22 protein-coding genes are annotated in these 22,281 nt (G+C 72.7%); 10 read left to right on the forward strand and 12 right to left on the reverse strand.

Translation table 11 applies throughout. From position 1 onward, the window contains the following. The 5 genes from dnaE to AE652_RS06710 all read left to right on the forward strand — a co-directional run. A partial coding sequence (gene dnaE, locus AE652_RS06690; RefSeq protein ID WP_049650232.1) for a DNA polymerase III subunit alpha occupies window positions 1-2,965 on the forward strand: 2,965 nt, incomplete at its 5' end. Between the two features lie 192 nt (window positions 2,966-3,157). Beyond that, window positions 3,158-3,631, forward strand: a complete 474-nt coding sequence (locus AE652_RS06695) for a nucleoside deaminase (RefSeq protein ID WP_049650233.1) — start codon at window positions 3,158-3,160, stop codon at window positions 3,629-3,631. 108 nt (window positions 3,632-3,739) lie between these two features. Continuing rightward, on the forward strand, window positions 3,740-4,780 hold the full coding sequence (locus tag AE652_RS06700) for a zinc-binding alcohol dehydrogenase family protein (RefSeq protein ID WP_234348251.1): 1,041 nt from the start codon (window positions 3,740-3,742) through the stop codon (window positions 4,778-4,780). A 99-nt stretch (window positions 4,781-4,879) separates the two neighbouring features. Continuing rightward, window positions 4,880-6,004 carry a DUF5954 family protein gene (locus tag AE652_RS06705; RefSeq protein WP_049650251.1) on the forward strand — a complete coding sequence of 375 codons (1,125 nt, stop codon included), beginning with the start codon at window positions 4,880-4,882 and terminating at the stop codon, window positions 6,002-6,004. Between the two features lie 134 nt (window positions 6,005-6,138). Continuing rightward, window positions 6,139-7,989, forward strand: a complete 1,851-nt coding sequence (locus tag AE652_RS06710; RefSeq protein ID WP_049650235.1) for an FAD-dependent oxidoreductase — start codon at window positions 6,139-6,141, stop codon at window positions 7,987-7,989. A 120-nt stretch (window positions 7,990-8,109) separates the two neighbouring features. Here the strand turns inward: AE652_RS06710 and AE652_RS06715 are convergent, their stop codons facing one another. The 3 genes from AE652_RS06715 to AE652_RS46225 all read right to left on the reverse strand — a co-directional run bounded on the left by AE652_RS06715 (window position 8,110) and on the right by AE652_RS46225 (window position 9,515). Then, a complete protein-coding gene (locus AE652_RS06715) occupies window positions 8,110-8,772 on the reverse strand; it encodes an NADPH-dependent F420 reductase (RefSeq protein WP_304414259.1) in 663 nt (220 codons plus the stop codon). Between the two features lie 135 nt (window positions 8,773-8,907). After that, the gene (locus AE652_RS06720) at window positions 8,908-9,360 is read right to left on the reverse strand and encodes a nuclear transport factor 2 family protein (RefSeq protein ID WP_049650237.1); all 453 of its coding nucleotides are present in this window, start codon (window positions 9,358-9,360) and stop codon (window positions 8,908-8,910) included. Then, the gene (locus tag AE652_RS46225) at window positions 9,357-9,515 is read right to left on the reverse strand and encodes a hypothetical protein (RefSeq protein WP_159028384.1); all 159 of its coding nucleotides are present in this window, start codon (window positions 9,513-9,515) and stop codon (window positions 9,357-9,359) included. Before AE652_RS46225 ends, AE652_RS06720 begins: the two co-directional genes overlap by 4 nt. A 99-nt stretch (window positions 9,516-9,614) precedes the next feature. Between AE652_RS46225 and AE652_RS06725 the strand changes: the two genes are divergently transcribed. Further along, window positions 9,615-10,082 carry a nuclear transport factor 2 family protein gene (locus AE652_RS06725; RefSeq protein ID WP_049650238.1) on the forward strand — a complete coding sequence of 156 codons (468 nt, stop codon included), beginning with the start codon at window positions 9,615-9,617 and terminating at the stop codon, window positions 10,080-10,082. 35 nt (window positions 10,083-10,117) lie between these two features. On the opposite strand, the gene AE652_RS06730 is transcribed toward AE652_RS06725, so the two are convergent. Continuing rightward, window positions 10,118-10,861, reverse strand: a complete 744-nt coding sequence (locus AE652_RS06730; RefSeq protein WP_049650239.1) for an SDR family NAD(P)-dependent oxidoreductase — start codon at window positions 10,859-10,861, stop codon at window positions 10,118-10,120. 53 nt (window positions 10,862-10,914) lie between these two features. Next, on the reverse strand, window positions 10,915-11,790 hold the full coding sequence (locus AE652_RS06735; RefSeq protein ID WP_049650240.1) for an SDR family NAD(P)-dependent oxidoreductase: 876 nt from the start codon (window positions 11,788-11,790) through the stop codon (window positions 10,915-10,917). 81 nt (window positions 11,791-11,871) lie between these two features. Here AE652_RS06735 and AE652_RS06740 point away from each other — a divergent pair, with 81 nt between their 5' ends. The 4 genes from AE652_RS06740 to AE652_RS06755 all read left to right on the forward strand — a co-directional run bounded on the left by AE652_RS06740 (window position 11,872) and on the right by AE652_RS06755 (window position 16,121). After that, complete coding sequence (locus AE652_RS06740; RefSeq protein WP_049650241.1) at window positions 11,872-12,597, forward strand: TetR family transcriptional regulator; 726 nt, start codon at window positions 11,872-11,874, stop codon at window positions 12,595-12,597. A gap of 204 nt (window positions 12,598-12,801) precedes the next feature. Further along, window positions 12,802-14,346, forward strand: a complete 1,545-nt coding sequence (locus AE652_RS06745) for an MFS transporter (protein WP_049650242.1) — start codon at window positions 12,802-12,804, stop codon at window positions 14,344-14,346. A 141-nt stretch (window positions 14,347-14,487) separates the two neighbouring features. Then, complete coding sequence (locus tag AE652_RS06750) at window positions 14,488-14,877, forward strand: SCO5389 family protein (RefSeq protein WP_049650243.1); 390 nt, start codon at window positions 14,488-14,490, stop codon at window positions 14,875-14,877. Between the two features lie 209 nt (window positions 14,878-15,086). Next, window positions 15,087-16,121, forward strand: coding sequence for an LLM class flavin-dependent oxidoreductase (locus tag AE652_RS06755; RefSeq protein WP_049650244.1), 1,035 nt, complete (start codon window positions 15,087-15,089; stop codon window positions 16,119-16,121). An 89-nt stretch (window positions 16,122-16,210) separates the two neighbouring features. Here the strand turns inward: AE652_RS06755 and AE652_RS06760 are convergent, their stop codons facing one another. From AE652_RS06760 to AE652_RS06790, 7 genes are all read right to left on the reverse strand, one after another. Then, on the reverse strand, window positions 16,211-16,780 hold the full coding sequence (locus tag AE652_RS06760; protein WP_079272261.1) for a Uma2 family endonuclease: 570 nt from the start codon (window positions 16,778-16,780) through the stop codon (window positions 16,211-16,213). Between the two features lie 175 nt (window positions 16,781-16,955). After that, complete coding sequence (locus AE652_RS06765) at window positions 16,956-18,404, reverse strand: WGR domain-containing protein (RefSeq protein ID WP_234348252.1); 1,449 nt, start codon at window positions 18,402-18,404, stop codon at window positions 16,956-16,958. A 216-nt stretch (window positions 18,405-18,620) separates the two neighbouring features. After that, window positions 18,621-19,607, reverse strand: a complete 987-nt coding sequence (locus AE652_RS06770) for a quinone oxidoreductase (RefSeq protein ID WP_049650245.1) — start codon at window positions 19,605-19,607, stop codon at window positions 18,621-18,623. Window positions 19,608-19,659: 52 nt separating this feature from the next. Next, entirely contained in the window at window positions 19,660-20,052 is a 393-nt protein-coding gene (locus AE652_RS06775; protein WP_049650246.1) for a hypothetical protein, read from the reverse strand. Window positions 20,053-20,090: 38 nt separating this feature from the next. Next, on the reverse strand, window positions 20,091-20,669 hold the full coding sequence (locus AE652_RS06780; RefSeq protein ID WP_049650247.1) for a GNAT family N-acetyltransferase: 579 nt from the start codon (window positions 20,667-20,669) through the stop codon (window positions 20,091-20,093). Continuing rightward, entirely contained in the window at window positions 20,653-21,588 is a 936-nt protein-coding gene (locus tag AE652_RS06785) for a class I SAM-dependent methyltransferase (protein WP_082345376.1), read from the reverse strand. The genes AE652_RS06780 and AE652_RS06785 overlap by 17 nt, the downstream gene beginning before the upstream one ends. A gap of 129 nt (window positions 21,589-21,717) precedes the next feature. After that, a complete protein-coding gene (locus AE652_RS06790; RefSeq protein WP_049650248.1) occupies window positions 21,718-22,173 on the reverse strand; it encodes a Pycsar system effector family protein in 456 nt (151 codons plus the stop codon). Window positions 22,174-22,281: the final 108 nt, after the last annotated feature.

Consider the following 22,281-nt stretch of genomic DNA (forward strand, 5'->3'; position numbering starts at 1 on the left):
GCTCTCCATCGAGCAGGACGTCCGCGAGGACCTGCTGCGCCTGGCCAAGCAGCTGAACATCCCGCTGCTGGCCACCAACGACTCGCACTACGTCACCGCCGACCAGGCCGACGCCCACGACAGCCTGCTCTGCGTCGGCGTGGGCAAGAACAAGGACGACCCGAACCGCTTCAAGTTCAACGGCAGCGGCTACTACGTCAAGACCGCCGAGGAGATGCGCGAGCTCTTCCGCGAGCTGCCGGAGGCCTGCGACAACACCCTGGCGATCGCCGAGCGGGTGGAGTCGTACGAGGAGGTCTTCACCTACGTCGACCGGATGCCGCAGTTCGACGTCCCCGAGGGCGAGACCCAGGCCTCCTTCCTGCGCCAGAAGATCGCCGCCGGCCTCCAGCACCGCTACGGCGACAACCCCAGCCAGGAGGTGCTGGACCGGGTCGAGCTGGAGATGGGCGTGATCACCCCGATGGGGTTCGACGCCTACTTCCTCGTGGTCGCCGACATCTGCCAGTACGGCCGGGACAACGGCATCCCGGTCGGTCCGGGCCGTGGTTCGGCGGCCGGCTCGATGGTCGCCTACCTGACCGGCATCACCCAGCTGGACCCGCTGGAGCACGACCTGCTGTTCGAGCGGTTCCTCAACCCCGAGCGCATCAACCCCCCGGACGTCGACATCGACTTCGACGACCGCCAGCGCGACCAGATGGTCCGCTACGTCACCGACAAGTACGGCTCCGCCTACACCGCCCAGGTCAACACCTTCGGCACGATCAAGGCCAAGGCCGCCGTCAAGGACGCCAACCGCATCCTGGGCTACCCCTTCGCCATGGGCGACCGGATCACCAAGGCGATGCCGCCGGACGTCATGGGCAAGGGCGTGCCGCTGGCCGACCTGTTCAACGACAAGCACCCGCGGTACAACGAGGGCACCGAGATCCGGGCGCTCTACGACAACGAGCCCGACGTCAAGAAGATCATCGACACCGGGCGGGGCATCGAGGGCCTGATCCGCGGCACCGGCGTGCACGCCGCCGCCGTCATCCTCTCCTCCACCCCGCTGCTCGAACTGATCCCGCTGCACATGCGGGACAAGGACGGCGTGATCATCACCGGCTTCGACTACCCGTCGTGCGAAGCCATGGGCCTGATCAAGATGGACTTCCTGGGTCTGCGGAACCTGGGCATCATCGACCACTGCATCAAGATCGTGAAGGCCAACCGGGGCGTCGACGTCGACATCGAGAAGATCCCGATCGACGACCCCACCACGTACCAGCTGCTGGCCCGAGGCGACACCCTCGGCGTGTTCCAGCTCGACGGCGGCCCCATGCGCGCCCTGCTCAAGCTGATGAAGCCCACCGAGTTCGCCGACATCTCCGCCGTCTCCGCGCTGTACCGGCCCGGCCCGATGGGCATGAACTCGCACACCAACTACGCCCTGCGCAAGAACGCCCAGCAGGAGATCATCCCGATCCACCCCGAGCTGGAGGAACCGCTCAAGGACGTCCTCGGCCCCACCTACGGCCTGATCGTCTACCAGGAGCAGGTGCAGCGAGCCGCCCAGGTGCTGGCCGGCTACTCGCTCGGACAGGCAGACCTGCTCCGCCGCGCGATGGGCAAGAAGAAGAAGGAGGTCCTGGAGAAGGAGTTCGTCCCCTTCCACGCCGGCTGCAAGGAGCGCGGCTACTCCGACGAGGCCATCCAGGCGGTCTGGGACGTCCTGGTCCCGTTCGCCGGCTACGCGTTCAACAAATCGCACTCCGCCGCGTACGGTCTGGTCTCTTACCAGACCGCCTACCTCAAGGCCAACTACCCCGCCGAGTACATGGCCGCCCTGCTCACCTCCGTCGCCGACGACAAGGACAAGATGGCGATCTACCTGGCCGAGTGCCGGCAGATGGGCATCAAGATCCTCTCCCCCGACGTCAACGAGTCGGTGGTCGACTTCACCGCCGTCGGCAGCGACGTCCGGTTCGGCCTCAAGGCGGTGCGCAACGTCGGCGTGCCCGTCATCGAGTCCCTGGTCGGCACCCGCGAGGAGAAGGGCAAGTACACCTCCTTCGCCGACTTCCTGGACAAGGTCGAACTGGTGGTGTGCAACAAGCGCACCGTCGACTCCCTGGTCAAGGCGGGCGCCTTCGACTCGCTCGGGCACACCCGGCTCTCGCTCAGCAGCGTGCACGAGAACGCGATCGACGCCGTCACCGGGCTGAAGAAGCAGCAGGCCATCGGACAGGACGACCTGTTCGGCGCCCTCGACGCCGGCGAGGGCGGCGGGCCCGGCATCGGACTCGACTTCCAGCTCACCGAGAACGAGTGGCCGCGACGCCAACTCCTCGCCCTGGAACGCGAGATGCTCGGCCTCTACGTCTCCAGCCATCCGCTGGACGGCGCCGAGCACATCCTCTCCCAGAACCGCGACAGCTCGATCGCCCAGCTCCTCGACTCCGGCCGCTCCGAGGGCGAGGTCCGGCTCTCCGGGCTGATCACCGGCGTCGACCGGCGGATCAACAAGGCCGGCAACGCGTGGGCGATCATCACCCTCGCCGACCGCGACGGCTCGGTCGAGGTGCTGTTCTTCCCGGCGACCTACAATCTCATGGCCGAGCAGATGATCGAGGACAACGTGATCTCGATCCGCGGCCGGCTCAACGAGCGCGACGGGTCACTGAGCGTCTTCGGCCAGGAGATCACCACCCTCGACGTCTCCTCCGCCGAACTCGGCACCAAGCCGCCCGTCCAGATCACCGTCCCGGCCGCCCGGATCAACCCCCAGGTGGTCGCCGAGCTCAAGCTCGCCCTCCAGAACCACCCCGGCGACGTCCCGGTCCGGCTGCGCACCACCAACTGGGACAAGGACACCCTCTACGAGCTCGGGTTCCGGGTGAACCCGGACAACGGGCTCGCCTCGGACGTCAAGACCCTCCTCGGCAACCGCTCCTGGGCGGGGGCGGCCGTCCGGTCCTGATGCTGCCGTGCCCGGCCCGGTCCGTTCCGTTCCTCGGAGCGGGCCGGGCCGGTCGGCTGTCCGGCCCCTGCCGGGGACCGGGTTCGGTGGTGCCATGGAGGTGGGCGGACGGCCGGGCCGACTCGTCGGCCTCCCGCCCGCCCCGCCCCAGCCGCTCCCACCCCGCCCGCTCCACGCCCGAGGAGTACGCCGATGCCCGACCACACCCGCACCCACCTGCTCGCGGCCATCGAACTCGCGGCCTCCGCCCGCGCCCACGGCAACCACCCCTTCGGCGCACTGCTGACCGACGCGTCCGGCGGCGTCCTGCTCACGGCCGAGAACACCGTCCTGACCGACCACGACGTCACCGCCCACGCGGAGACCAACCTGGTCCGAGCGGCCTGCCGCGCCCTCGCCCCGCACCAGCTCACCGAGACCGTCCTGTACACCAGCACCGAGCCGTGCGCGATGTGCGCCGGCGCGATCTACTGGAGCGGCATCCGGCGGGTGGTCTACGCGCTCGCCGCCACCGAACTGAACGCCATCGCGGGAGCGGACCCGGACGAACCGGTGCTCGACCTGCCCTGCCGCCTGGTCTTCGCGGCCGGCGGCAACACCGTGGAGGCCTCCGGCCCGCACCTGTTCGACGAGGCCTCCGCCGTCCACACCGGGTACTGGGGCTGACCGGCCCCGCCGTGCGCGGCCTGGCGGGGCGGGCGCGGGGCACCGTGGGTAGGTACGGAGCGTGACACCGGGCGGTCCGCGTGCCCGGCGGACCGGCAGGAGGCCGCGATGACCACGAGGGAACCCCTACCGATGGAGACCGGAGCCTGGGTGGTGGACCGCCCCGGACCGGTCGGCGGGCCGGGCCCGGGCCCGCTGGTGTGGGAGCACCGGCCGCTCGACCCGCCCGGGCCGCGGGAGATCCTGGTCGAGGTGGAGGCCTGCGGGGTGTGCCGCACCGACCTCCACCTCGCGGAGGGGGACCTCTCCCCCAGGACGGCGAGGCGCACACCCGGGCACGAGGTGGTCGGACACGTGCTGGCGGCCGGGTCCGAGGTCGGGGAGTTCACCGTCGGGGACCGGGCCGGGGTGGCCTGGCTGGCCCGGACCTGCGGCCGCTGCGGGTACTGCCGCAGCGGGCGCGAGAACCTCTGCCCCGACTCCCGCTACACCGGCTGGGACCGGCACGGCGGCTACGCCTGGCACGTCACCGCGGACGCCCGCTACGCCTACCGGCTGCCCGAGGGCCCGCCCGCCGAGGAACTCGCCCCGCTGCTGTGCGCCGGGATCATCGGCTACCGGGCCCTGGAACGGGCCGAACTGCCGACGGGCGGGCTGCTCGGCATCTACGGCTTCGGCGCGTCCGCGCACCTGACCGCCCAGATCGCCCTCGCCCGGGGCGCCCGGGTGGCCGTGTTCACCCGCTCCGAGGCGGCCCGACGGCTGGCGCTGGAACTCGGCGCCGCCTTCGCCGGGGACTCGTACGACCCGCCCCCGCAGCCGCTGGACGCGGCCGTCCTCTTCGCCCCGGTCGGCGGCCTCGTGCCCGCCGCCCTCACCGCGCTGGACCGCGGCGGCACGCTCGCCGTGGCCGGCATCCACCTCACCGACATCCCGTCGCTGGACTACCAGCGGCACCTCTTCCAGGAGCGCACGCTGCGCAGCGTCACCGCCAACACCCGGGCCGACGGCCTGGCCTTCCTGGCGGAGGCGGCCCGCGCCCGCCCGGTGGTCCACGTCAGCCGCTACCCCCTGCGCCGGGCGGACGCGGCGCTCGCCGACCTCGCCGCGGACCGGGTGACGGGCGTCGCGGTGCTCGTACCCGAGTAGCGCGCCACCCGGAGCGGCACGGCGGTGACCCGCCCCTTCGGAGTGACAGGAGGGGCCGTTTGACTGCGCTCGGTGGCCGACCGGTTGCATCATGTGCGCATGGTGAACTTCCCTGACGATGTCCCCGGTTACCTCTCCATCAGGATGGCCGCCCCCACCGAGCCCGTGGCGGGGATGGCGGACGTCGAGGCGTGGACGGCCCGCGACAGCTATCCGCAGATCCTGTCGGCCGGGAGCAGGGCCTTCGGCGTCGCCCGTGAACTGCCCACGGGCGGCTGGGCCCTGCGCACCTCGATGGCCGAGGTCTATCCGCAGTCGGCCCGCGACGACCTGGGCATGGTCTGCCGCGAGCAGGCCGGCCGGGCGGAGCAGGCCGGCGACACCGCGGCGCAGCAGCGGTACCTGGCCGCGGCCGGGCGGCTGGAGTGGGAGAAGCTCGACGAGGTCGAACTGGACGTCCGCTACCGCGTGGTGCGGGCCGAGCGGTACATCCGCAGCGGTCCGGACGGCCCGGAGCCGCCGCGCTCCACCGACCCCGACGACCACCGCAAGCGCCCGCTCGCCGAAGCCCTGGACCCGGCCGCCGGCTTCGTCATGGACCCCGCCCTGCCGACCGGGCTCTCCACCGGCATCCTCAAGACCGACCTCATCCAACTGGTGCCCACCGCACGCGACTTCCCGCCCGAGGTCCGCCGGGACGCGCTGCGCTCCAGCACCACCCACCCGGGTGTGGTGCTGCTGCCGGCCGCCTTCGGCGTCGCGGAACGGGTCGACGGCCGGTGGCGTCCGGTCGGCGTCATGGACGCCCCCACCCCCTTCCGCGCCCGGGACATCCTGTCGATGCGGCTGCGCGTGACCGAGCCGGTCGAACGCCGGCTGAGCGACCGGCAACGGGCCCGCTACGCCGAGGCGGCGGACCGGCTCGAAGCCGAGCAGGGCTTCGAACTCACCGTCGAGGACCGGCTCCTGCGGATCATCCGGGTGGAGCGCGCCGTCCGCTTCGGCCCGGACGGACCCGAGGGGCCCCGCCCTTCCGACCACGACCCCGAGGACCCGATCCTGGTGATGGACCAGAAGCTGCGAGCGCAGGGCATCGTCCCCGACGAGGACGATGACGAGCCGATCGTCCTCGACGAGTCCGCGCGGGAGTTCCAGCGCCTCTTCGAGGCCGAGATGGCCCGGCGCGGCACCCCGCTCCCGCGCTTCGAGGACGACGGGGCGTAGGGCGGGCCCACCCCGTCGAACACCCCTCCACCACCCTGGCCCGTGACGGGTGACCGGCACCGGTCCCGCTCGTTGCACACCGGGGGGTCATCCCAACCGCTCGGGGTGACCAAGGAGCCGGAGGTGCGCGCAGCATGGGGTTGGCCGAGGGTTCACAGGACGGTTCGCACGAGGACGCGGTGAGCGGGCGGACCCGACGCCAGTTCCTCACCCGCGCCGCCGCGTTGGGCGGGGCGCTGGCGGTCGGTCCCGCCGCCGGCGCCGCCGCGCTCCCGCGTGGCGCGGGCACCGGCGCCCGCGGCGGCGCCGGGCGGACCGTGGCGGTCCTCGGCGGCGGGGTGTCCGGGCTGAGCGCGGCGCACGAACTGGCCGAGCGCGGCTACCGGGTGACGGTGTACGAGTACTACGCCGCGCTCGGCGGCAAGGCCCGGAGCATGGACGTGCCTGGCGGCGCGCGCGGTGGACGCCGAGCGCTGCCGGGCGAGCACGGCTTCCGGTTCTTCCCCGGCTTCTACCGCAACCTGCCGGACACCCTGCGCCGCATCCCCTACCCGGGCAACCCCGGCGGCGTCCACGACAACCTGCGCGACGCCACCCAGGCGCTGCTGGCCTTCGACGCCCCGCGCCCGGGCCTGCTGCTCCCGTTCCGGACCCTCACCCGCCGCCCGCTCGACCTGGGCGACCTCGCCCCGGACGCCCTGCGGCGGACCCTGACCGGCGCGCTGGACGAGGTGCTGCACCTGCCCGCCGACGAGCTGGCCTACTTCGTGGACCGGGTCCTGGTTCACCTGACCAGCTGCGACCTGCGCCGCGAGCAGCAGTGGGAACGGGTGCCGTGGTGGGACTTCATCAGGGCCGGGCGGATGTCCCACGACTACCAGCGCCTCCTCGGGGTCGGCGTGTCCCGGGACCTGGTGGCGACCCGGGCCGAGCAGGCCAGCACCCGTACGGTGGCCCGCACCATCATCGAGGCCTTCCTGCTGAACGGGCTGCTCGGGCGCGGCGTCGACGGACAGCTCGACCGGGTGCTCAACGGCCCCACCAGTGAGGCCTGGATCGACCCGTGGGCGGCCCACCTCTCCGCACTGGGCGTCGAGTTCCGGACCGGCACCGAGGTCCGGGAGGTGCTGTACGGCGAGGGCCGGATCACCGGGGTCCTGGTGGCACCGGCCGGCGGCGGCGCCCCCGAGACGGAGCGGGCCGACTACTACCTCAGCGCGCTGCCGGTCGAGCATGCCCGTGCCACCTGGGGCCCGCGCCTGCGCGCCGCCGATCCCCAACTGGCGCGCTGCGACGCGATCGGCACCGACTGGATGACGGGCATCCAGTTCTACCTGCGCCGCCCGCTGCGGCTGGTGCACGGCCACGCCATCTGCCTGGACTCCCCCTGGTCGCTCACCACGGTCAACCAGGCGCAGTTCTGGGACCGCGACTTCGCGGCCGCCTACGGCGACGGCGCGGTGCGCGACTGCCTCTCGGTCTGCGTCTCGGAATGGGACCGCCCCGGCATCCTCTACGGCAGGACGGCCAAGGAGTGCACCCGCGAGGAGGTGGCCCGCGAGGTCTGGGCGCAGTGCCGTCGGGCCCTCGACCGGCCGGGCGCCGGTTGGCCGACGGACGCGGACGTGCACTCGTGGTTCCTCGACCCGGCCGTCACCGGCCTGGGCGGGCCGGCCCCGGCCAACCGCGAGCAACTCCTGGTCCACCCCGCCGGCACGCTCTACCACCGGCCCTCCGCCGCCACCGCCGTCGGCAACTTCTTCCTGGCCGGCGACTACGTCCGCACCGACGTCGACCTGGCCACCATGGAGGGCGCCAACGAGTCCGCTCGCCGCGCCGTCAACGCCCTCCTGGACGCCGACGGTTCGCCCGCCGAACGCTGCCGGATCCAGCTGCTCTTCCGCCCCCCGGAGCTGGAGCCCCTCAAACTGGTCGACGAAGCCCGCTACCGCCTCGGCCTGCCGAACACCTTCGACCTCGGCTGACCCGGCCCGCCCAGGAGGGCCGGGAGGGCCGGGAGTACATCACATCCGGCGTGGTCAGGCGCAGTCGGACGGGCTGTCACGGCCGGTCGTTCAACGGCCGGTCGTTCACCGGTCGGTCGTTCACCGGTCGGCCGTGATCGCCGCTCGGGCCTGGTCGGCGCCGACCACTTCGCCGTCGAGGCCGGACTGGTGCAGGTCCCCGCCGGGGGCCTCGATGCGTCCGGCGTCGGCCAGGCCGCCGGCCTTCACCGGGTCGAATCCGGCCGTGCGGATCAGCCGCTCGACGGCCGCCGCGGCGTGCTCGTCGTCGGTGGCGTAGAGCAGCGCGGCCCGCTGCGGGGTGCGGTTCGCGCTCGCGGCGAGCGCCTCGGCGGCGAGGGTGCCGAACGCCTTGACGTAGTGGGCGCCCCCGGGCAGGAGCGCGGCGACGACGGACCCGGCCGACTGCCCGTCGGGCAGGGACCGCACCATCCGGCCCTGGTCGTCGAAGGCGATCGGGTTCGACGGGTCGACCACGACCTTGCCCACGAGCTGCGGCGAAACCTGCGGGATCAGCTCCTTGATGGTGTCGAGCCAGACGGCGAACACGACGGTGTCGGCCTCGGCGACGGCGTCCCGGACGGTGGCGGTGTGCGCGAGCGGTCCGAGCTCGTCCGCCAGCTCCTGGGCCCGCGACGCGCTCTTCCCCGTCAGGACGACGTGCTCTCCTCCGGCGACCAGGTGCCGGGCGACCGCGCCGCCGATGTTGCCCACGCCCACGATTGCGGTGGTCATGTTCCTCAGCCTTCCTCTCCGCGAATGTAGGGGTCAGGTGTTCCTCGGATGCCCCCGAGGTTGTCGGGCAGTAGCCCGAATGCCTGAGACGCCACCCGGTCGAGGGTGGTGGGGTTCCCGGCGGCGACGCGGGTCCGGTGGCTCCTACGCGCGGCCGCTGTGCGGCCAGCCCTGGGCGTCGAACACGGCGGTGGGGTCGAGGTAGTCGCGCCAGTGCGCCACCTTGCGGTCCCTGACGGTCACGACGGAGACGAAGCGGTTGTCGTAGGGCCGCCCGGTGTGGACCGAGGTGCCGTGGACCTCGTACTCCAGGACGACCACCGAGGTCTCGGGGTCGCGGTGGACGCGCAGGTTGTCCGCGCCGTGCAGCGTCACGTAGTCGCCGTAGTCGCTGTACAGGTCGACGATCGCCTGGCGTCCCTCGACGCGCCTGGGGTATCCCGGCACGGTGATCACGAACTCGAAGACCACGTCCTCGGCCAGCAGGTCGTAGTAGTCCTCCCCGTCGACCAGGCCGTCCAGCCCCTCCTTGACGATGCGGAAGAACGGGCTGTTCGCCCCGACCAGAGGGGTGTCGTCGTCGACGGTCCTGCTCACTTCTCCTCCAGGGGCCAGGTACGGGCGTGGCGCTCGGCGAATTCGCGGACGGTCGTGGCCGGCCCGCCGGTGACCTTCTCGGTGTCGCCGGTGAGCCGGCGCAGCACCAGAGCGTAGTCGGCGGGGGTACCGGCGGCGACCGCGCCGTCGACCACGTCTCCTGGTCGGTGTCCTCGTGGCGAACGGGGCGCGGTTGAGGAGCCCGGCCTCCAGTGCTCTGATTCAGGTGTCGCACCCGTCCGGAGGGAGTCACCGTGTCGCCCCACGATCCGATCCCGCCCCGGGAGGCCGCGGACCGGCTGGCCATCCGGGAGCTCGTCGACGCCTACGCGCACTGCGCCGACCGCCGTGACGCCGAGGGGCAGATGGCCCTGTTCACGGAGGACACCCGTTTCCTGGTCTTCATGGACGCCACCGCGGCCGAACCGACCCAGGAACTGCGCGGCCGCGACGCCCTGGCCCCGGTCTTCGACAACCTGAACACCTACCGGGCCACCACCCACTTCAACGGGCAGAGCACCGTGGTCCTGGACGGCGACCGGGCGAGCGGCGAGAGCTACTGCCTGGCCCACCACGTCTCCTACGGCACGGACGCCGAGCGGTCGATCATGATCGCCTCGATCCGCTACCTGGACCGGTTCGTCAAGCGCGACGGGGAATGGTTCTTCGCCGAACGACGGCTGATGGTCGACTGGACCGAGACCCGCCCCAGCACCCCCTGAAGCAGGCAGGCCGGGGCGCGGCGGGCCTCGTCCCGTCAGGCGAGGAATCCGCCGTCGACGGCGAGGTGGCTGCCGTTGACGTAGGCGGCGTCGTCCGACAGCAGGAACGCGATGGCGGTGGCGATCTCGCGCCCGGTGCCGACCCGGCCCATGGGGATGCCGGTCTCAGCGACCCGCCTGGTGCCCTCGGGGTTGGCCCGGGTCATCTCGGTGTCGATGACGCCGGGTTGGAGTTCGTTGACGCGCACCCCCTGGCCGCCGAACTGGATCGCGGCGGTGCGGGTCAGGCCGCGGATGCCGTGCTTGGCGCTGGAGTACTCGGCGGTGGGGCCGCCGCGGTCGGCGAACACGCTGGAGACGTTGACGATCGCGCCGCCGCCCGAGGCGAGGATCGCCGGGATCTCGTACTTGATGCCGTAGAAGAGGCTGTTGAGGTCGATGTCGACGGTGCGCCGCCACTGCTCGGGGGTCATGGCGGGCAGCGGGGTGAAGTCGCCGGAGACCCCGGCGTTGTTGACGGCGTAGTGCAGCGCGCCGAACGCCTCGACCGTACGGGCGACCGCCCGCTCGTTGTCCTCGGGGCGGCTGACGTCGCCGGGGACGGCGAGGGCCCGCCCGCCCGCGGCGGTGATCTCGGCGACCACCTCGGCGAGCCGGTGCTCGCGGCGGCCGACGACGGTGACGGCGGCGCCGCGCCGCGCCAGCAGGAGCGCGGTGGCGCGGCCCATGCCCGAGCCGGCGCCGGTGACCAGTGCGGCCTTGCCGTGGAACGGTCGCATGTCCGGGTTCTCCCTTCGGGACCTTGGGACTTCAGGACTTCGCGGCGGGCGTCTCAGCCGTTGGCCGGCAGGTCGACGGGGTAGGCGGCGCCGGTGTCGGCGGACGCGGAGACGGCCTGCCAGGCGGTGGCCTCGGCGAGCTGGCCGCGGGAGTAGTCCAGCGCCATGTCCGCGGCGCCGGCGCCCAGGAGCAGGTGGGTGGGCAGCCGGTCGGCGTGGACGATCCGGACGAGGATCTGCGCCGCGCGGTCGGGGTCGCCCACGGCCGCCCCGCCGCCGCGCAGGAGGTCGGCCAGGGCGCCGACGGTGGCGCGGTAGTCGGCGGGTACGTCGTCGACCTCCATCGAGGCCCCGGCCCAGTCGGTGGCGAACCCGCCGGGCTCGACGACGAGGTAGCGGATGCCCAGCGGCGCGGTCTCGGCCGCCAGGACGCGGGTGAAGCCGTCCACGGCGAACTTCGCCGCCTGGTAGGAGCCGAGCCCCGGGGTGGCGCCGACGCGCCCGCCGACGGAGGAGAACTGGATCACGATGCCGCCACCCTGTTCCTTCAGCAGCGGGATCGCGGCCTTGGAGACGTGGTAGACGCCCCAGAAGTTGGTGTCGAACTGGCGGCGGAAGTCCTCCTCGTCGGCGGTCTCGACCGGGGCGAGGTTGGCGTACCCGGCGTTGTTGACCACGACGTCGACGGAGCCGAAGGCCGTACGGGCGGCGGCGAAGGCGCGCTGGACCGCGGCCGGGTCGGTGACGTCCAGGGCGACGGGCAGGACGCGGTCGCCGTGGCGGGCGACCAGGTCGTCGAGCTGCTCGGGCCTGCGGGCGGTGGCGACGACCCGGTCACCGGCCGCCAGGGCGGCCGAGGCCAGGGAGCGGCCGAAGCCGCGCGAGGAGCCGGTGATGAACCAGGTGCGGGTGTCGGTGTGGGTGCTCATGGATTTAGTGAAACACCGTTGCGCTAATAACGCAACGCCGGATCGTTATTAGCGCAACCACGTTTCGCTAGACTCGACGGCGTGACCGACTCCGACTTCCAGCGCGCCCGCACCCCCGAGGCCAAGCGCGCCCGCGAGGACGCGATCCTCGCCGCCGCCGCCCGCCTGGCCACCGCCAACGGCGTCCGCGAGGTGACCGTGACCGCCATCGCCGACGAGGTCGGCATGCACAAGTCCGCGATGCTGCGCTACTTCGAGACGCGGGAGGACATCTTCCTGCGGCTCGCCGCCGAGGCCTGGCAGGACTGGTCGGCCGAGGTCCGCGACCGCCCCGCCGCCCTCACCCCGTGCGAGACCGCCTCGGACCCCGAATGGGCCCACGGAGCCCTCGCGATCGCGGGCGTCCTGGCGCAGTCGCTGGTGGCCCGCCCGCTCTTCTGCGACCTGCTCGCGCACACCCCGTTGAACCTGGAGCGCAACGTCTCCCTCGACACGGTCCGCGCGTTCAAGGTCCGCGCCATCGCCGAGGTGGACGCGGTCGGCGCGACCCTCGGCTCCATCGCCCCGCTCGGCGCCGACCAGGCCCGCAGCGTCGTCACCACCGCCACCTCGATGGCGGGCGCCCTGTGGCAGATGGCCGCCCCCGGCACCCGTCTGCGCGCCTTCTACGAGACCGACCCCGAGCTCTCCCACTCCGTCGTCGACGTCGAGCCCCGCCTCACCGACATCCTGACCGCCCTGCTCACCGGCTATGCCGTCGCCGCCACCCGGCACCCGGACGACGGATGGCCCCACGACACGCCCTGACCCCCGCGCCGCTCCACCCCGGCCTCCGCTCCACCCCGGCCTCCACCGCGGCCCGACTTCCCACCGGTGCACGGAGTGACCGGGAAGCGGGTGCCTGTCCGTAATGAACGATTGTGTTCCCTATGCCCCGGGGATACCGTCGGTAGTGGTGAACGAATCCGTCCCCTTCCCGTCGTTCACCCCCGAACCCTTTGGGGGACCGCCATGGCCACCTCGCGCGCCCTGGCCGAGGCTTCGCCCGCGACCGCACGTCGGGGCCAGCACCCGGGGATTGCACTCACCGTCATCGCGGCGACACAGCTGATGGTCGTCCTGGACATCACGATCGTGAACATCGCGCTGCCGCACATCCAGCAGGCGCTGAAGTTCAGCACCACCGACCTGTCCTGGGTCATCAACGCCTACACCCTGACCTTCGGCGGGCTGCTGCTGCTCGGCGGTCGGGCGGGCGACATCCTCGGGCGGCGGCGGGTGTTCGTCGTCGGCGTGCTGGTGTTCAGCCTGGCCTCGCTGCTCGGCGGCGTCGCGCAGTCCTCCGCCTGGCTGCTGGCGGCGCGGGCCCTGCAGGGCGTGGGCGGGGCCATCGCCTCGCCGACGGCGCTGGCGCTGATCGCCACCAACTTCAAGGAGGGCCAGGAACGCAACCGGGCCTTCGGGGTCTACTCCGCCGTCGCCGGGGCCGGTGGCGCGATCGGACTGCTGCTCGGCGGCATGCTCACCTCCTGGCTGTCCTGGCGCTGGGTGCTCTTCGTCAATGTGCCGATCGGCATCGCGATCGCGCTGCTGGCGCCGCTCTACATCAACGAGTCCGAGCGCCACCCCGGCCGCTTCGACCTGCCCGGCGCCCTCACCGCCACCGCGGGCATGGTCTCCCTGGTCTACGGCTTCATCCGCGCCTCCGACCACGGCTGGACGGACCCGGTGACGCTCACCGCCTTCGGCCTCGCCGTGGTCCTGGTCGCGGCGTTCGTGGCGAACGAGCGGCGCGCACGCCAGCCGATCATGCCCCTGCGCCTCCTACGGGACCGCAACCGCTCGGGCGCGTACGGACTGCTGCTCTGCGTGGCCGCGACGATGTTCAGCATCTTCTTCTTCATCACCCTGTTCGTCCAGGAGATCCTCGGCTTCAGCCCGCTGCGGGCCGGCTTCGCGTTCCTGCCGATCAGCGTGGCCATCGTCGGCGCCGCCCAGTTCGCCGCCCGCAACCAGCTGCGCTTCGGCCCCAAGCCCTTCCTCGTCGCCGGCTCGCTCCTGGTGCTGGGCGGAGTCGCCTGGGCGACGCAGATCGACATCGACAGCAGCTACGTCGGCGGCATCCTCGGACCGACCATGATGTTCGGCTTCGGCATGGGCTCGATCTTCGTCCCCGCCACCCTCACCGTCGTCTCCCACGTCGCCCCGCACGAGACCGGCGCCGCCACCGGCATGCTCAACACCACCCAGCAGGTCGGCGGCTCGCTCGGCCTGTCGATCCTGGTCACGGTGTACGGCACGGCCAGCCGCGCCGAGGCCCGGCAGCAGGCCGGGGCCTTCCTCCGGCAGGCCACCCCGCAGCAGGCCGCCCAGTTCCGGGCCACCGGCCGGCTCCCGGAGCCCTACTCCTCGCAGGTGCTGGTGCACGGCATCGCCAGCGCCTTCCAGCTGGGCCTGGTGTTCGCCGCGCTGGCGGTGGCGATCGCGGTGTTCGTCATCAAGGTCAGCCGGGTGCCGGTGCCGTCGGCCGTCAGCCCTTCGGGGGGAGGGGCTTGACAGGGCGTCAGGGTGAACGGGAGAGTCTTCCCCGTAATGGTTTTCATCTTCGATAACCGTTTGCGGGCGACCCCTGCCCGCCACGGGTCGAAGCCCGACCCGTTCCCGAAACCTCGACGCACCCCCCGAAAGAGGACACCCATGTCGCTCGACGTCTCCCCCGCCCTCCTCGCCCAGGCCCAGCAGGGCCGCGTCGACGAGGCCGAGTTCCTCGACACCGTGCGCGCCTCGCTCCCGTACGCCTACCAGGTCGTCGCCGGGCTCAGCACCGAACTCGCGGCCGGCGACGCGGAGTTCACCACCGACAACACCACGCCCAGCGACGAGCAGCGCGCCCAGCTGCTGCGCGCCCTCGCCAGCAACGCGATCCGCGGCAGCCTGGAGAACCACTTCGGGGTGAAGCTCGCCTTCGTCAACTGCCACCGGGTCGGCGCCTTCCGCCCCGGCACCGAGGACGGCGCGGCGTACCGCGAGTTCACCTCGCTGCACAACCAGATCCGCAACCAGAGCCCGGAGCTGCGCAGCTGCTGACGGCGCCCCGGTGCGGCGGCTCCCACCCGGCCCGACGGGGTGGGAGCCGCCGCCGTACGTGTCGCCGTGTTGCGCACCGTTGCGGGCCGTTGCGGGCCGGTGTCCGGATCGCGCGTCGATCTTGTCGGGCGGCGCGGCGGCTGCGTACGTTCGAAACGCACCACCCGACCGGCCCGCCCCGGGCCGCCCCTCACCCCGCGGAGCCCACCATGTCGCCGAACCCCCGACCGCTGCGGAAACTCGGCTTCCTGACCATCGGGCTCTTCGACGAGACGGACCCGCGCCGCGGCCACGAGTCCACCCTCGACCTCATCACCCTCGGCGAGCGGCTTGGCTTCGACAGCGCCTGGCTGCGCCACCGCCACCTCCAGTACGGCATCTCCTCCCCGGTCGCCGTGCTCGCCGCCGCCACCCAGCGCACCAGCCGCATCCAGCTCGGCACCGCCGTCACCCCGCTCGGCTGGGAGAACCCGCTGCGGCTCGCCGAGGACCTGGCCACCGTGGACGTGCTCTCCGGCGGGCGGCTCAACCCCGGCTTCAGCGTCGGCCCGCCCACCCACTACGCGCACCTGCGCGACGCGCTCTACCCCGACACCGGCGACCAGGAGGACTTCAGCCCCCGGCGCGCCGAGCGGCTGCTCGCCCTGGTCCGCGGCGAGGACGCCTCCGACTTCGCCGGCACCGAGGGCATCGAGGTGTACTCCCGCCGCGTCCAGCCGCACTCCCCCGGGCTGGCCTCCCGGCTCTGGTACGGCGCCGGCAGCCTGCGCTCGGCCCGCTGGGCCGGCGAGCAGGGGCTCAACCTGCTCACCAGCAGCGTCGTGAAGGCGGAGGGCGACGACGCGGAGCCGCTCGACTTCGCCGCCATCCAGGCCGCCCAGATCCGCGCCTTCCGCGAGCGCCACCCCGACGGCGACCGCGCCCGGGTCTCCCAGGGCCTGGTCGTCATCCCCACCGACAGCGCCACCCCCGAGCAGCGCGCCAAGTACCAGGCCTACGCCCTCGCCCGCGCCCCGCGCACCCTCGCCCCGCAGGGCCCGGCCCGGCTGCTGTTCGCCCCCGACCTGGTCGGCACGACCGAGGAACTCGTCGAGCGGCTGCACGCCCACGCCGGCTACCGCGAGGTCGACGAGGTCGCCTTCGCCCTGCCGTTCACCTTCGAGCACGAGGACTACACGCAGATCCTCACCGACCTGGCCACCCGCCTCGGCCCCGCCCTCGGCTGGACCCCCGGCCAGGACTGACCGACCGCACGACTCCCGGGGGAGCACCATGGACGTCGACACCCTCGACACGGCCGGCGGCTACGGCCACCTCGTGAACCGCCGACGGCTCAGAACTCGCTGGTGTCCACGTCCAGTTCGAACGGCTCGGGCAGCCGCACCGGCACCCCGAACGGGTGCGGCCCCTCCACCCTGGTGTAACCGAGCGCACCCGGCTGGGAGAACAGCGTGCACGCCCGCTCCTGCCGGTCCACCAGGAGGTAGAGCGGCGCACCGAACTGGGCGTAGCGGCGGCGCTTCACCGTCCGGTCGGTGTCGGCGTTCGACGGGGACGTGACCTCGACCACGAGGACGGTCTGATCGGGAAGCAACGCACCGGGGTTGTTCACCGCCAGTTTCACCGGCACAAGGGCCAGGTCCGGGATGTAGTAGTTCTCGGTACCGGGCAGGTCGAGGTTGCCCGAGCCTGAACGCAATCCGAGTTCGCGCTGGCGGGGTCCGATCTGCAAGCGGATCAGATCGACGGTGTTCTCATGCTCCCAGGACGGCGACACGGGGGTGATGACTCCCTCAACGATCTCAACGCGTTCACCCGCGATGTGCTGAATCGCATACTTGAGGGCTTGCTCCGGGTTCGGCACGTGGCTGTAGTCGCCCGGGCCGATGTGCGCTGTGCTCACGTAGTGCTCTCCTGTCCGGCGCTGGTCTCAACGCTCAGGGGCTGCCCGGCGGAAAGACTACCGGGGTAACACCGCCGCATATGCACGCACCACCAGACCTACCCGCCAAAACCGGACAACCTCGGGAAGCCGCCGCCCCGAGCCGGATCACCGTCACCAGGCATCAAGTCGCCGGTCAGAGCAGGCGCTTGATCTCGCCGCGTGCCCGGTAGAAGCCGCCCGAGGCGGACTCCCGGACCTCGGCGACCAGGTAGCGGGCGCCGGGGATGCGGATGTCCTTGGGGAACTGCACGCGCCAGGACGGGTCGTAGCCCTGCGAGAGCACCCGCACGCGCAGCCGGGTGCCGTCCTGGACGCACTCGACCTCGACCTCGCCGCCGGTCCGGGCGGTGGCCACCGCGACCGTCTCCAGCCCGGCGCCGGCCCGCACCGGCTCCCAGCCCGCGCCCTTGACCTCGGCGGTCTTCGGCAGCGTGCCGTCCTCGGCCGCCCGCACCGCCTGCTCGCCGGCGTCCAGGCAGGCCAGCGAGCCGTCCGTCGTCACCAGGTAGAGCCGCCCCTCCCGGTACTGCATGCTGTACGCCGAGCCGCAGCCGGTGGCGAGCTTCCACAGCCGCGTCCCGTCGGCGGCGAAGCAGTACACCGAGGAGTGGTTGTCCCCCGCGAAGACGTACTCGCCGTCCGGGGAGGCCGCGCAGGAGAACACGCCGGCGTCGCAGCGGTAGGCGGCCACCTCGGCGCCGTCCGACTTGCGCAGCCGGTGCACCCAGCCCTGCCCGGTGCCGGCGAACACCTCGTCGGCCTCCTGCCAGCCGAACAGCACCCCTCCCCGGGTGGGGGTGTACCAGCGCTGGTCGCCGCTGCGGTTGTCGTAGCGGGCGACCCCGCGCGAGTGGCCGTGGTAGACGCCGTCGGCGTCGCAGCGCACCATCCAGCCGGACCGGCCGTCGGCCTGGCGGCGCCACTGGAACTCGTCCTCGTGGTCCACCGTGGTCAGCCCGCCGCGCTCGTCGGCGACGCCCAGCACGCCGTCGTGGATGTCGAGCCAGAAGATGTCCACGTCCTGGGCTATCTCGTACGCCACCCGCGGGATCTTGCCGCCCAGGTCGTACACCTTGCCGTCGTCGCAGCCGGCGTAGATCCACCAGTCGTCCGCGACGATGCACTTCACGCCGTCCGGCAGGCCGTAGCGGGCCGTCACCTCGCCGTCGTGGGTGAGGGTGTAGACGTCGCCGCGCTCGTTGCCGACCCAGGCGTGCTCCTCGCCGACGAAGATCCCGAAGGCGGGCGAGCCGGAGCGGAAGCGCCACAGCAGCGGCGCCTGGCGGGCGGTCGAGCGGCTGCTGACGATCTGCCGCCTGGTCACCTCCCGGCGCCGGCGCACGCCCCGGACGGCCGGGGCGTAGCCCTTGCGGACCTTCTCGCCGATCTTCTTCGCCGCCGCCGAGGCCGCCTTCTCCGGGCTCGGGTACGTCGTCGCCTTGCTCTGCCCGGGCTCGCCGATCCGCCCGTACCGTACCGTCACCACCTGGCCGGCGAGCCGCACCTCGTAGAACTTGTGCGCACTCCCCTCGTCCTCGGACAGTTCGAGGTACGTGACCTGCTCTTCCACGGCGACGGACACGGCGCGGTCCCCTTTCGGGCGACGGAGATTTCGGGCAAGGGAAACGGGGGCCGGCGGGACCCGCCCGCCGACACCCCAAAAGCTACGACCGGGCACTGACAATCGGCTCCGGTCACGGGCGGGACCCGTGAGGTCAGCCCGGGTCGGCCAGGAGGGCGCAGTCTCCAAGATCCCCGACCTCTTCGCCCGCGATCAGCTCTGCGTCTCCTCGCGGCGTCAAACAGCGGCCGCATCGGGTACGACGAGCAGCTTGCCGGTGGTACGCCGAGCCTCCAGATCGCTGTGGGCCTGGGCGGCCTCGGACAGTGCGTAGCGGCCCGTCACGGTGACCTCAAGCGCCTTGGAGCGCACCCACTCGAACACATCGGCGGCCCGTCGGAGCAGTTCGGACCGATCGGCGATGTAGTGCCCGAGGCTGGGCCGGATCAGGGTCAGCGAACCGCCGTGGGCGAGCCGAATCGGATCGAACGGCGGCACGGCTCCACTTGCCGCGCCGAAGAGCACGAGATGGCCGCGGGTTCGCAGGCTGGCGAGGCTCGCATCGAAGGTGTCCGCGCCGACGCCGTCGAAGACGACCGGCAGTCCCTGACCGCCATTGAGCCGCCTCACCTCGGCTGCGAGATCGTCGACCGCGGAGGAGAGGATCACCTCGGCGGCCCCGGCACGCTTCGCCAGCTCGGCCTTCGCCGTGGTCGACGTCGTGCCGATCACCCTGCCGCCGAGATGGGTGATGAGCTGGGTCAGAAGCAGCCCCATGCCACCGGCAGCCGCATGCACGAGCACCGTGTCGCCCCCCTGAACCGGGTAGGCGTCCTTGACGAGATAGTGCGCGGTCATGCCTTGGAGGAGCACCGCGGCGGCTGTCTCGAAGCCGATGTCGTCGGGCAGCGGCACCAGCCGGGAGGAGTCCACGACGGCCCGCTCGGCGTACGCGCCGGGAATCTCCACCCAACCGACCCGGTCCCCGACTGCGACGTCAGCGACGCCGGGTCCGACTTCGACGACCGTTCCGGCGCCCTCGGCGCCCGGGGTGAAGGGCAGCGGGACGCTGTACCGGCCTTCGCGGTGGTAGACGTCGAGGAAGTTGACCCCGGTTGCGGCGACCTCCACGACCGCTTGGCCCGGGCCCGGCGTCGGTTGATCGATATCGACCAGTCGCAGCACCTCGGGACCGCCCACTTCGGACATCTGAATCGCTCGCATGACCCCTCCTGAAACGGCAGACTTCCCTCACCGAACTCCACTCGTGGCGATCTTATTTCCGCTCGCGGTGAGGTGCCGTAACCGTCACGTTCAGGTCAGCGGCATGAAGCCGGCCGTGCCGCGGCGACTGCCCTGGAGCCCGCGGCTGCGGCTGCGGCTGCGGCTGCGGCTGCGGCCGAGCATCGTCCAGCGTGCCGGCACAGGAGGTTCGGTGGGCCTGTCGAAGGAGGTGTTCCCGCTCGGAGCGGCTGGTGGTCTGCTCCGCGGCCGCGCGACAGTGCGTGACTGCGGCCTCGTGGTCACCGGCCAGGTCGAGCAGTTGGGCCCGCACCGCCCCGCCCTCCCGCGTCCGGCCGACCGCCCAGGCGGCGACGACCCGGGCCAGGTACGGCACGGCGGCCCAGGGGTGAGCGTCGAGACCGGCGAGGGCGGTGGTGGGATCCATGGGCGGGATCCTGGCGGTCGGGACCGACCGACCCGGTGTCAGCGCCCGGCCGCCGCCACCCGTTCCCCGTCCAGCAGGCACACCATGTGGAGCTTCGCGACGGGCCGGCCGGCGACCAGGACGGCCTGCGGCTCCCGGCCCCACACCTCGAAGCCGCAGGAGGTGTAGAGCCGCAGGGCCGGTTCGTTGCCCTCCGAGACGGTCAGCAGGACCTGCCGCAGCCGTCCGTCCCGGGCCGCCATGCGCAGAACCTCGCGCACCAAGGCGCGGCCGATGCCCCGGCCGGCGGCGTCGCGGGCCACCGCCATGCCATAGAGGGTGGCCTTGTGCCGTTCCTGACTGCGGCTGGGCACCTTCAGGCCGGCGGTGCCGACCAACGCGCCTCTGCCGCGTGCGGCAGCGGTGTTGTCGAAGGCGCCGATCAGGGCGCCCGACCCGTCCTGGGCCTCGGCCAGGCGGCGCAGCGTCGCGGCCAGGGGCTTGTCGGCCTCCTCGGCGTGGCTGGAGGTGAAGGCGCTCGGTGTCTCGCGCAGCGCGGCCAGCCGGAAGCGCCGGTACGGTTCGGCGTCGGCGACACCCAGCGGGCGGAGGGTGATCAGGTCAGCCGAGGCGGACACGGGTGCACCTTGTCACGTACGGGAGGGCGATCTCCTCGCGGCCGGCCAGGTCCGGGTGGGTGGCGAGCAGCTGCTCGACGTCGGCCAGCAGGCGGACCCGCTCGTCCTCGGGCAGCGCGATCACATAGCTGCGCGAGGCGACCATGTCGACGATCCCGGCCCGGGTCGTGACGTGCTCCCAGCGGATCTCCAGCCGCTCGGGCGCTCCGAACGGCGCCGGGAGGGCCGGCCGGGTGTCGATCCGCTGCGGCGTCGAACGGTGCATCAGCACGCCCAGGGCTGCCGCCCACGGCTCGGACTCGTCCCGGACGTTCCACACCAGCGCGAGCGTCCCGCCGGGGGCGAGCACCCGGGCGATCTCCGGCACGGCGGCGGCCTGGTCGAACCAGTGCCAGGCCTGGGCCACCACCACGGCGTCCACGCTGCCGTCCGGCAGCGGGATGCGCTCGGCCGAGCCCGCCCGGACGGCCGCCTTCGGCACGACCGCGGCCAGCCGGGCCCGCATCCCCTCGTCGGGCTCGACCGCCACCACGTCCAGGCCCGCCTCGACCAGCAGTCCGGTCAACTTGCCCGTCCCGGCGCCCAGGTCGAGCACCCGGAGGGCCTCCCGGGGCACCGCCGAGCCGACCAGCGCCCGGGGGTAGCCCGGCCGACCGTGCTGGTACGCGTCCGCCGCCACGCCGAACGACCGCGCCCGCAGCCTGCCGGCCCACCGCCTGGTCGCCCCCTGCCGCGTCATCCCGCAGGCCCGCCCGATCTCCTCCCAGGTCGCCTCCCGCCCGCGCCGCAGCTCCTCCACCAGCTCCGTCCGCCGCTCCTCCAGCGCCTCGATCACCCCCGACAGCTGCCGCAGCCCCTCCACGCCGCCGCCACCGGCCACGTCCTCCGCCACCCGCCGACCAAGATCACCTGTCTCCATGGCCCGGCACTGTACGGAGCTTCGGCAGAGATCGTCAACAGCTATTGCCTGATGGCGCAACACCTGTTGCCTCCGGTCGCGCCACCGGCCCCGGCCGTGGTGCGGCCGGGGCCCGTCAGCTGCCCGCCGTCACAGCGGCCGTAGGGTGAGCGCGAACTGCGGAAGCGTCAGCAGGAGCAGGGCGGTGCCGGCCTCGATCCAGCGGTACTTCGCGCGGATGATCGCACTGGTACCGGCCAGCGCCGACAACAGCGGCCCCGCCGGGTCGTGCCCGGCCCGCTCGAAGGCGCGACGTAGCCGCTCGGGGCCCGCCCCCGGCGCGATGTGCTCGAAGTACCCCGGACCGTCCGCACCACCCCGCCGCCCCTTGCGGTGGCGCGGCACCAGCGCGGAGGCGAAGCAGCCGACGGCCAGCAGGGCGCTGGCCGTGGCGCTCCACCGCAGGAACGGGACCAGCCAGGCCAGGGAGCCGGCGCCGGTACCGCCGTCCAAGGGGATGAAGGTGGCGAGCACCGCACCGGTGAACGCCAGGAACACGGCGGCCTTGGTGTCGGCCCGGACGAGTTCCGCGCTGTTGGCTGCCATCAGGCGCTCCATCGCCGACACCGAGGGCGGGCTGGACGCCGCCGTCGGCGCGGTCGGCCGGCGGCTCCTGCCCCTGGAGCGCCCGCGCGGCCCGGCGACCGTGCGCCG

This window comes from Kitasatospora sp. MY 5-36, assembly GCF_001182915.1.
Taxonomy (GTDB): domain Bacteria; phylum Actinomycetota; class Actinomycetes; order Streptomycetales; family Streptomycetaceae; genus Kitasatospora.

Bases quoted from the DNA above. Each gene is read 5' to 3' on its own strand.
- AE652_RS06705 (WP_049650251.1), top strand. From the start codon at position 4,880: ATGGTGAACTTCCCTGACGATGTCCCCGGTTACCTCTCCATCAGGATG.
- AE652_RS06755 (WP_049650244.1), top strand. From the start codon at position 15,087: ATGTCGCCGAACCCCCGACCGCTGCGGAAACTCGGCTTCCTGACCATC.
- AE652_RS06710 (WP_049650235.1), top strand. From the start codon at position 6,139: ATGGGGTTGGCCGAGGGTTCACAGGACGGTTCGCACGAGGACGCGGTG.
- AE652_RS06770 (WP_049650245.1), bottom strand. From the start codon at position 19,607: ATGCGAGCGATTCAGATGTCCGAAGTGGGCGGTCCCGAGGTGCTGCGA.
- AE652_RS06790 (WP_049650248.1), bottom strand. From the start codon at position 22,173: ATGGCAGCCAACAGCGCGGAACTCGTCCGGGCCGACACCAAGGCCGCC.
- AE652_RS06700 (WP_234348251.1), top strand. From the start codon at position 3,740: ATGACCACGAGGGAACCCCTACCGATGGAGACCGGAGCCTGGGTGGTG.
- AE652_RS06785 (WP_082345376.1), bottom strand. From the start codon at position 21,588: ATGGAGACAGGTGATCTTGGTCGGCGGGTGGCGGAGGACGTGGCCGGT.
- AE652_RS06735 (WP_049650240.1), bottom strand. From the start codon at position 11,790: ATGAGCACCCACACCGACACCCGCACCTGGTTCATCACCGGCTCCTCG.
- AE652_RS06745 (WP_049650242.1), top strand. From the start codon at position 12,802: ATGGCCACCTCGCGCGCCCTGGCCGAGGCTTCGCCCGCGACCGCACGT.
- AE652_RS06695 (WP_049650233.1), top strand. From the start codon at position 3,158: ATGCCCGACCACACCCGCACCCACCTGCTCGCGGCCATCGAACTCGCG.
- AE652_RS06730 (WP_049650239.1), bottom strand. From the start codon at position 10,861: ATGCGACCGTTCCACGGCAAGGCCGCACTGGTCACCGGCGCCGGCTCG.
- AE652_RS06775 (WP_049650246.1), bottom strand. From the start codon at position 20,052: ATGGATCCCACCACCGCCCTCGCCGGTCTCGACGCTCACCCCTGGGCC.
- AE652_RS06750 (WP_049650243.1), top strand. From the start codon at position 14,488: ATGTCGCTCGACGTCTCCCCCGCCCTCCTCGCCCAGGCCCAGCAGGGC.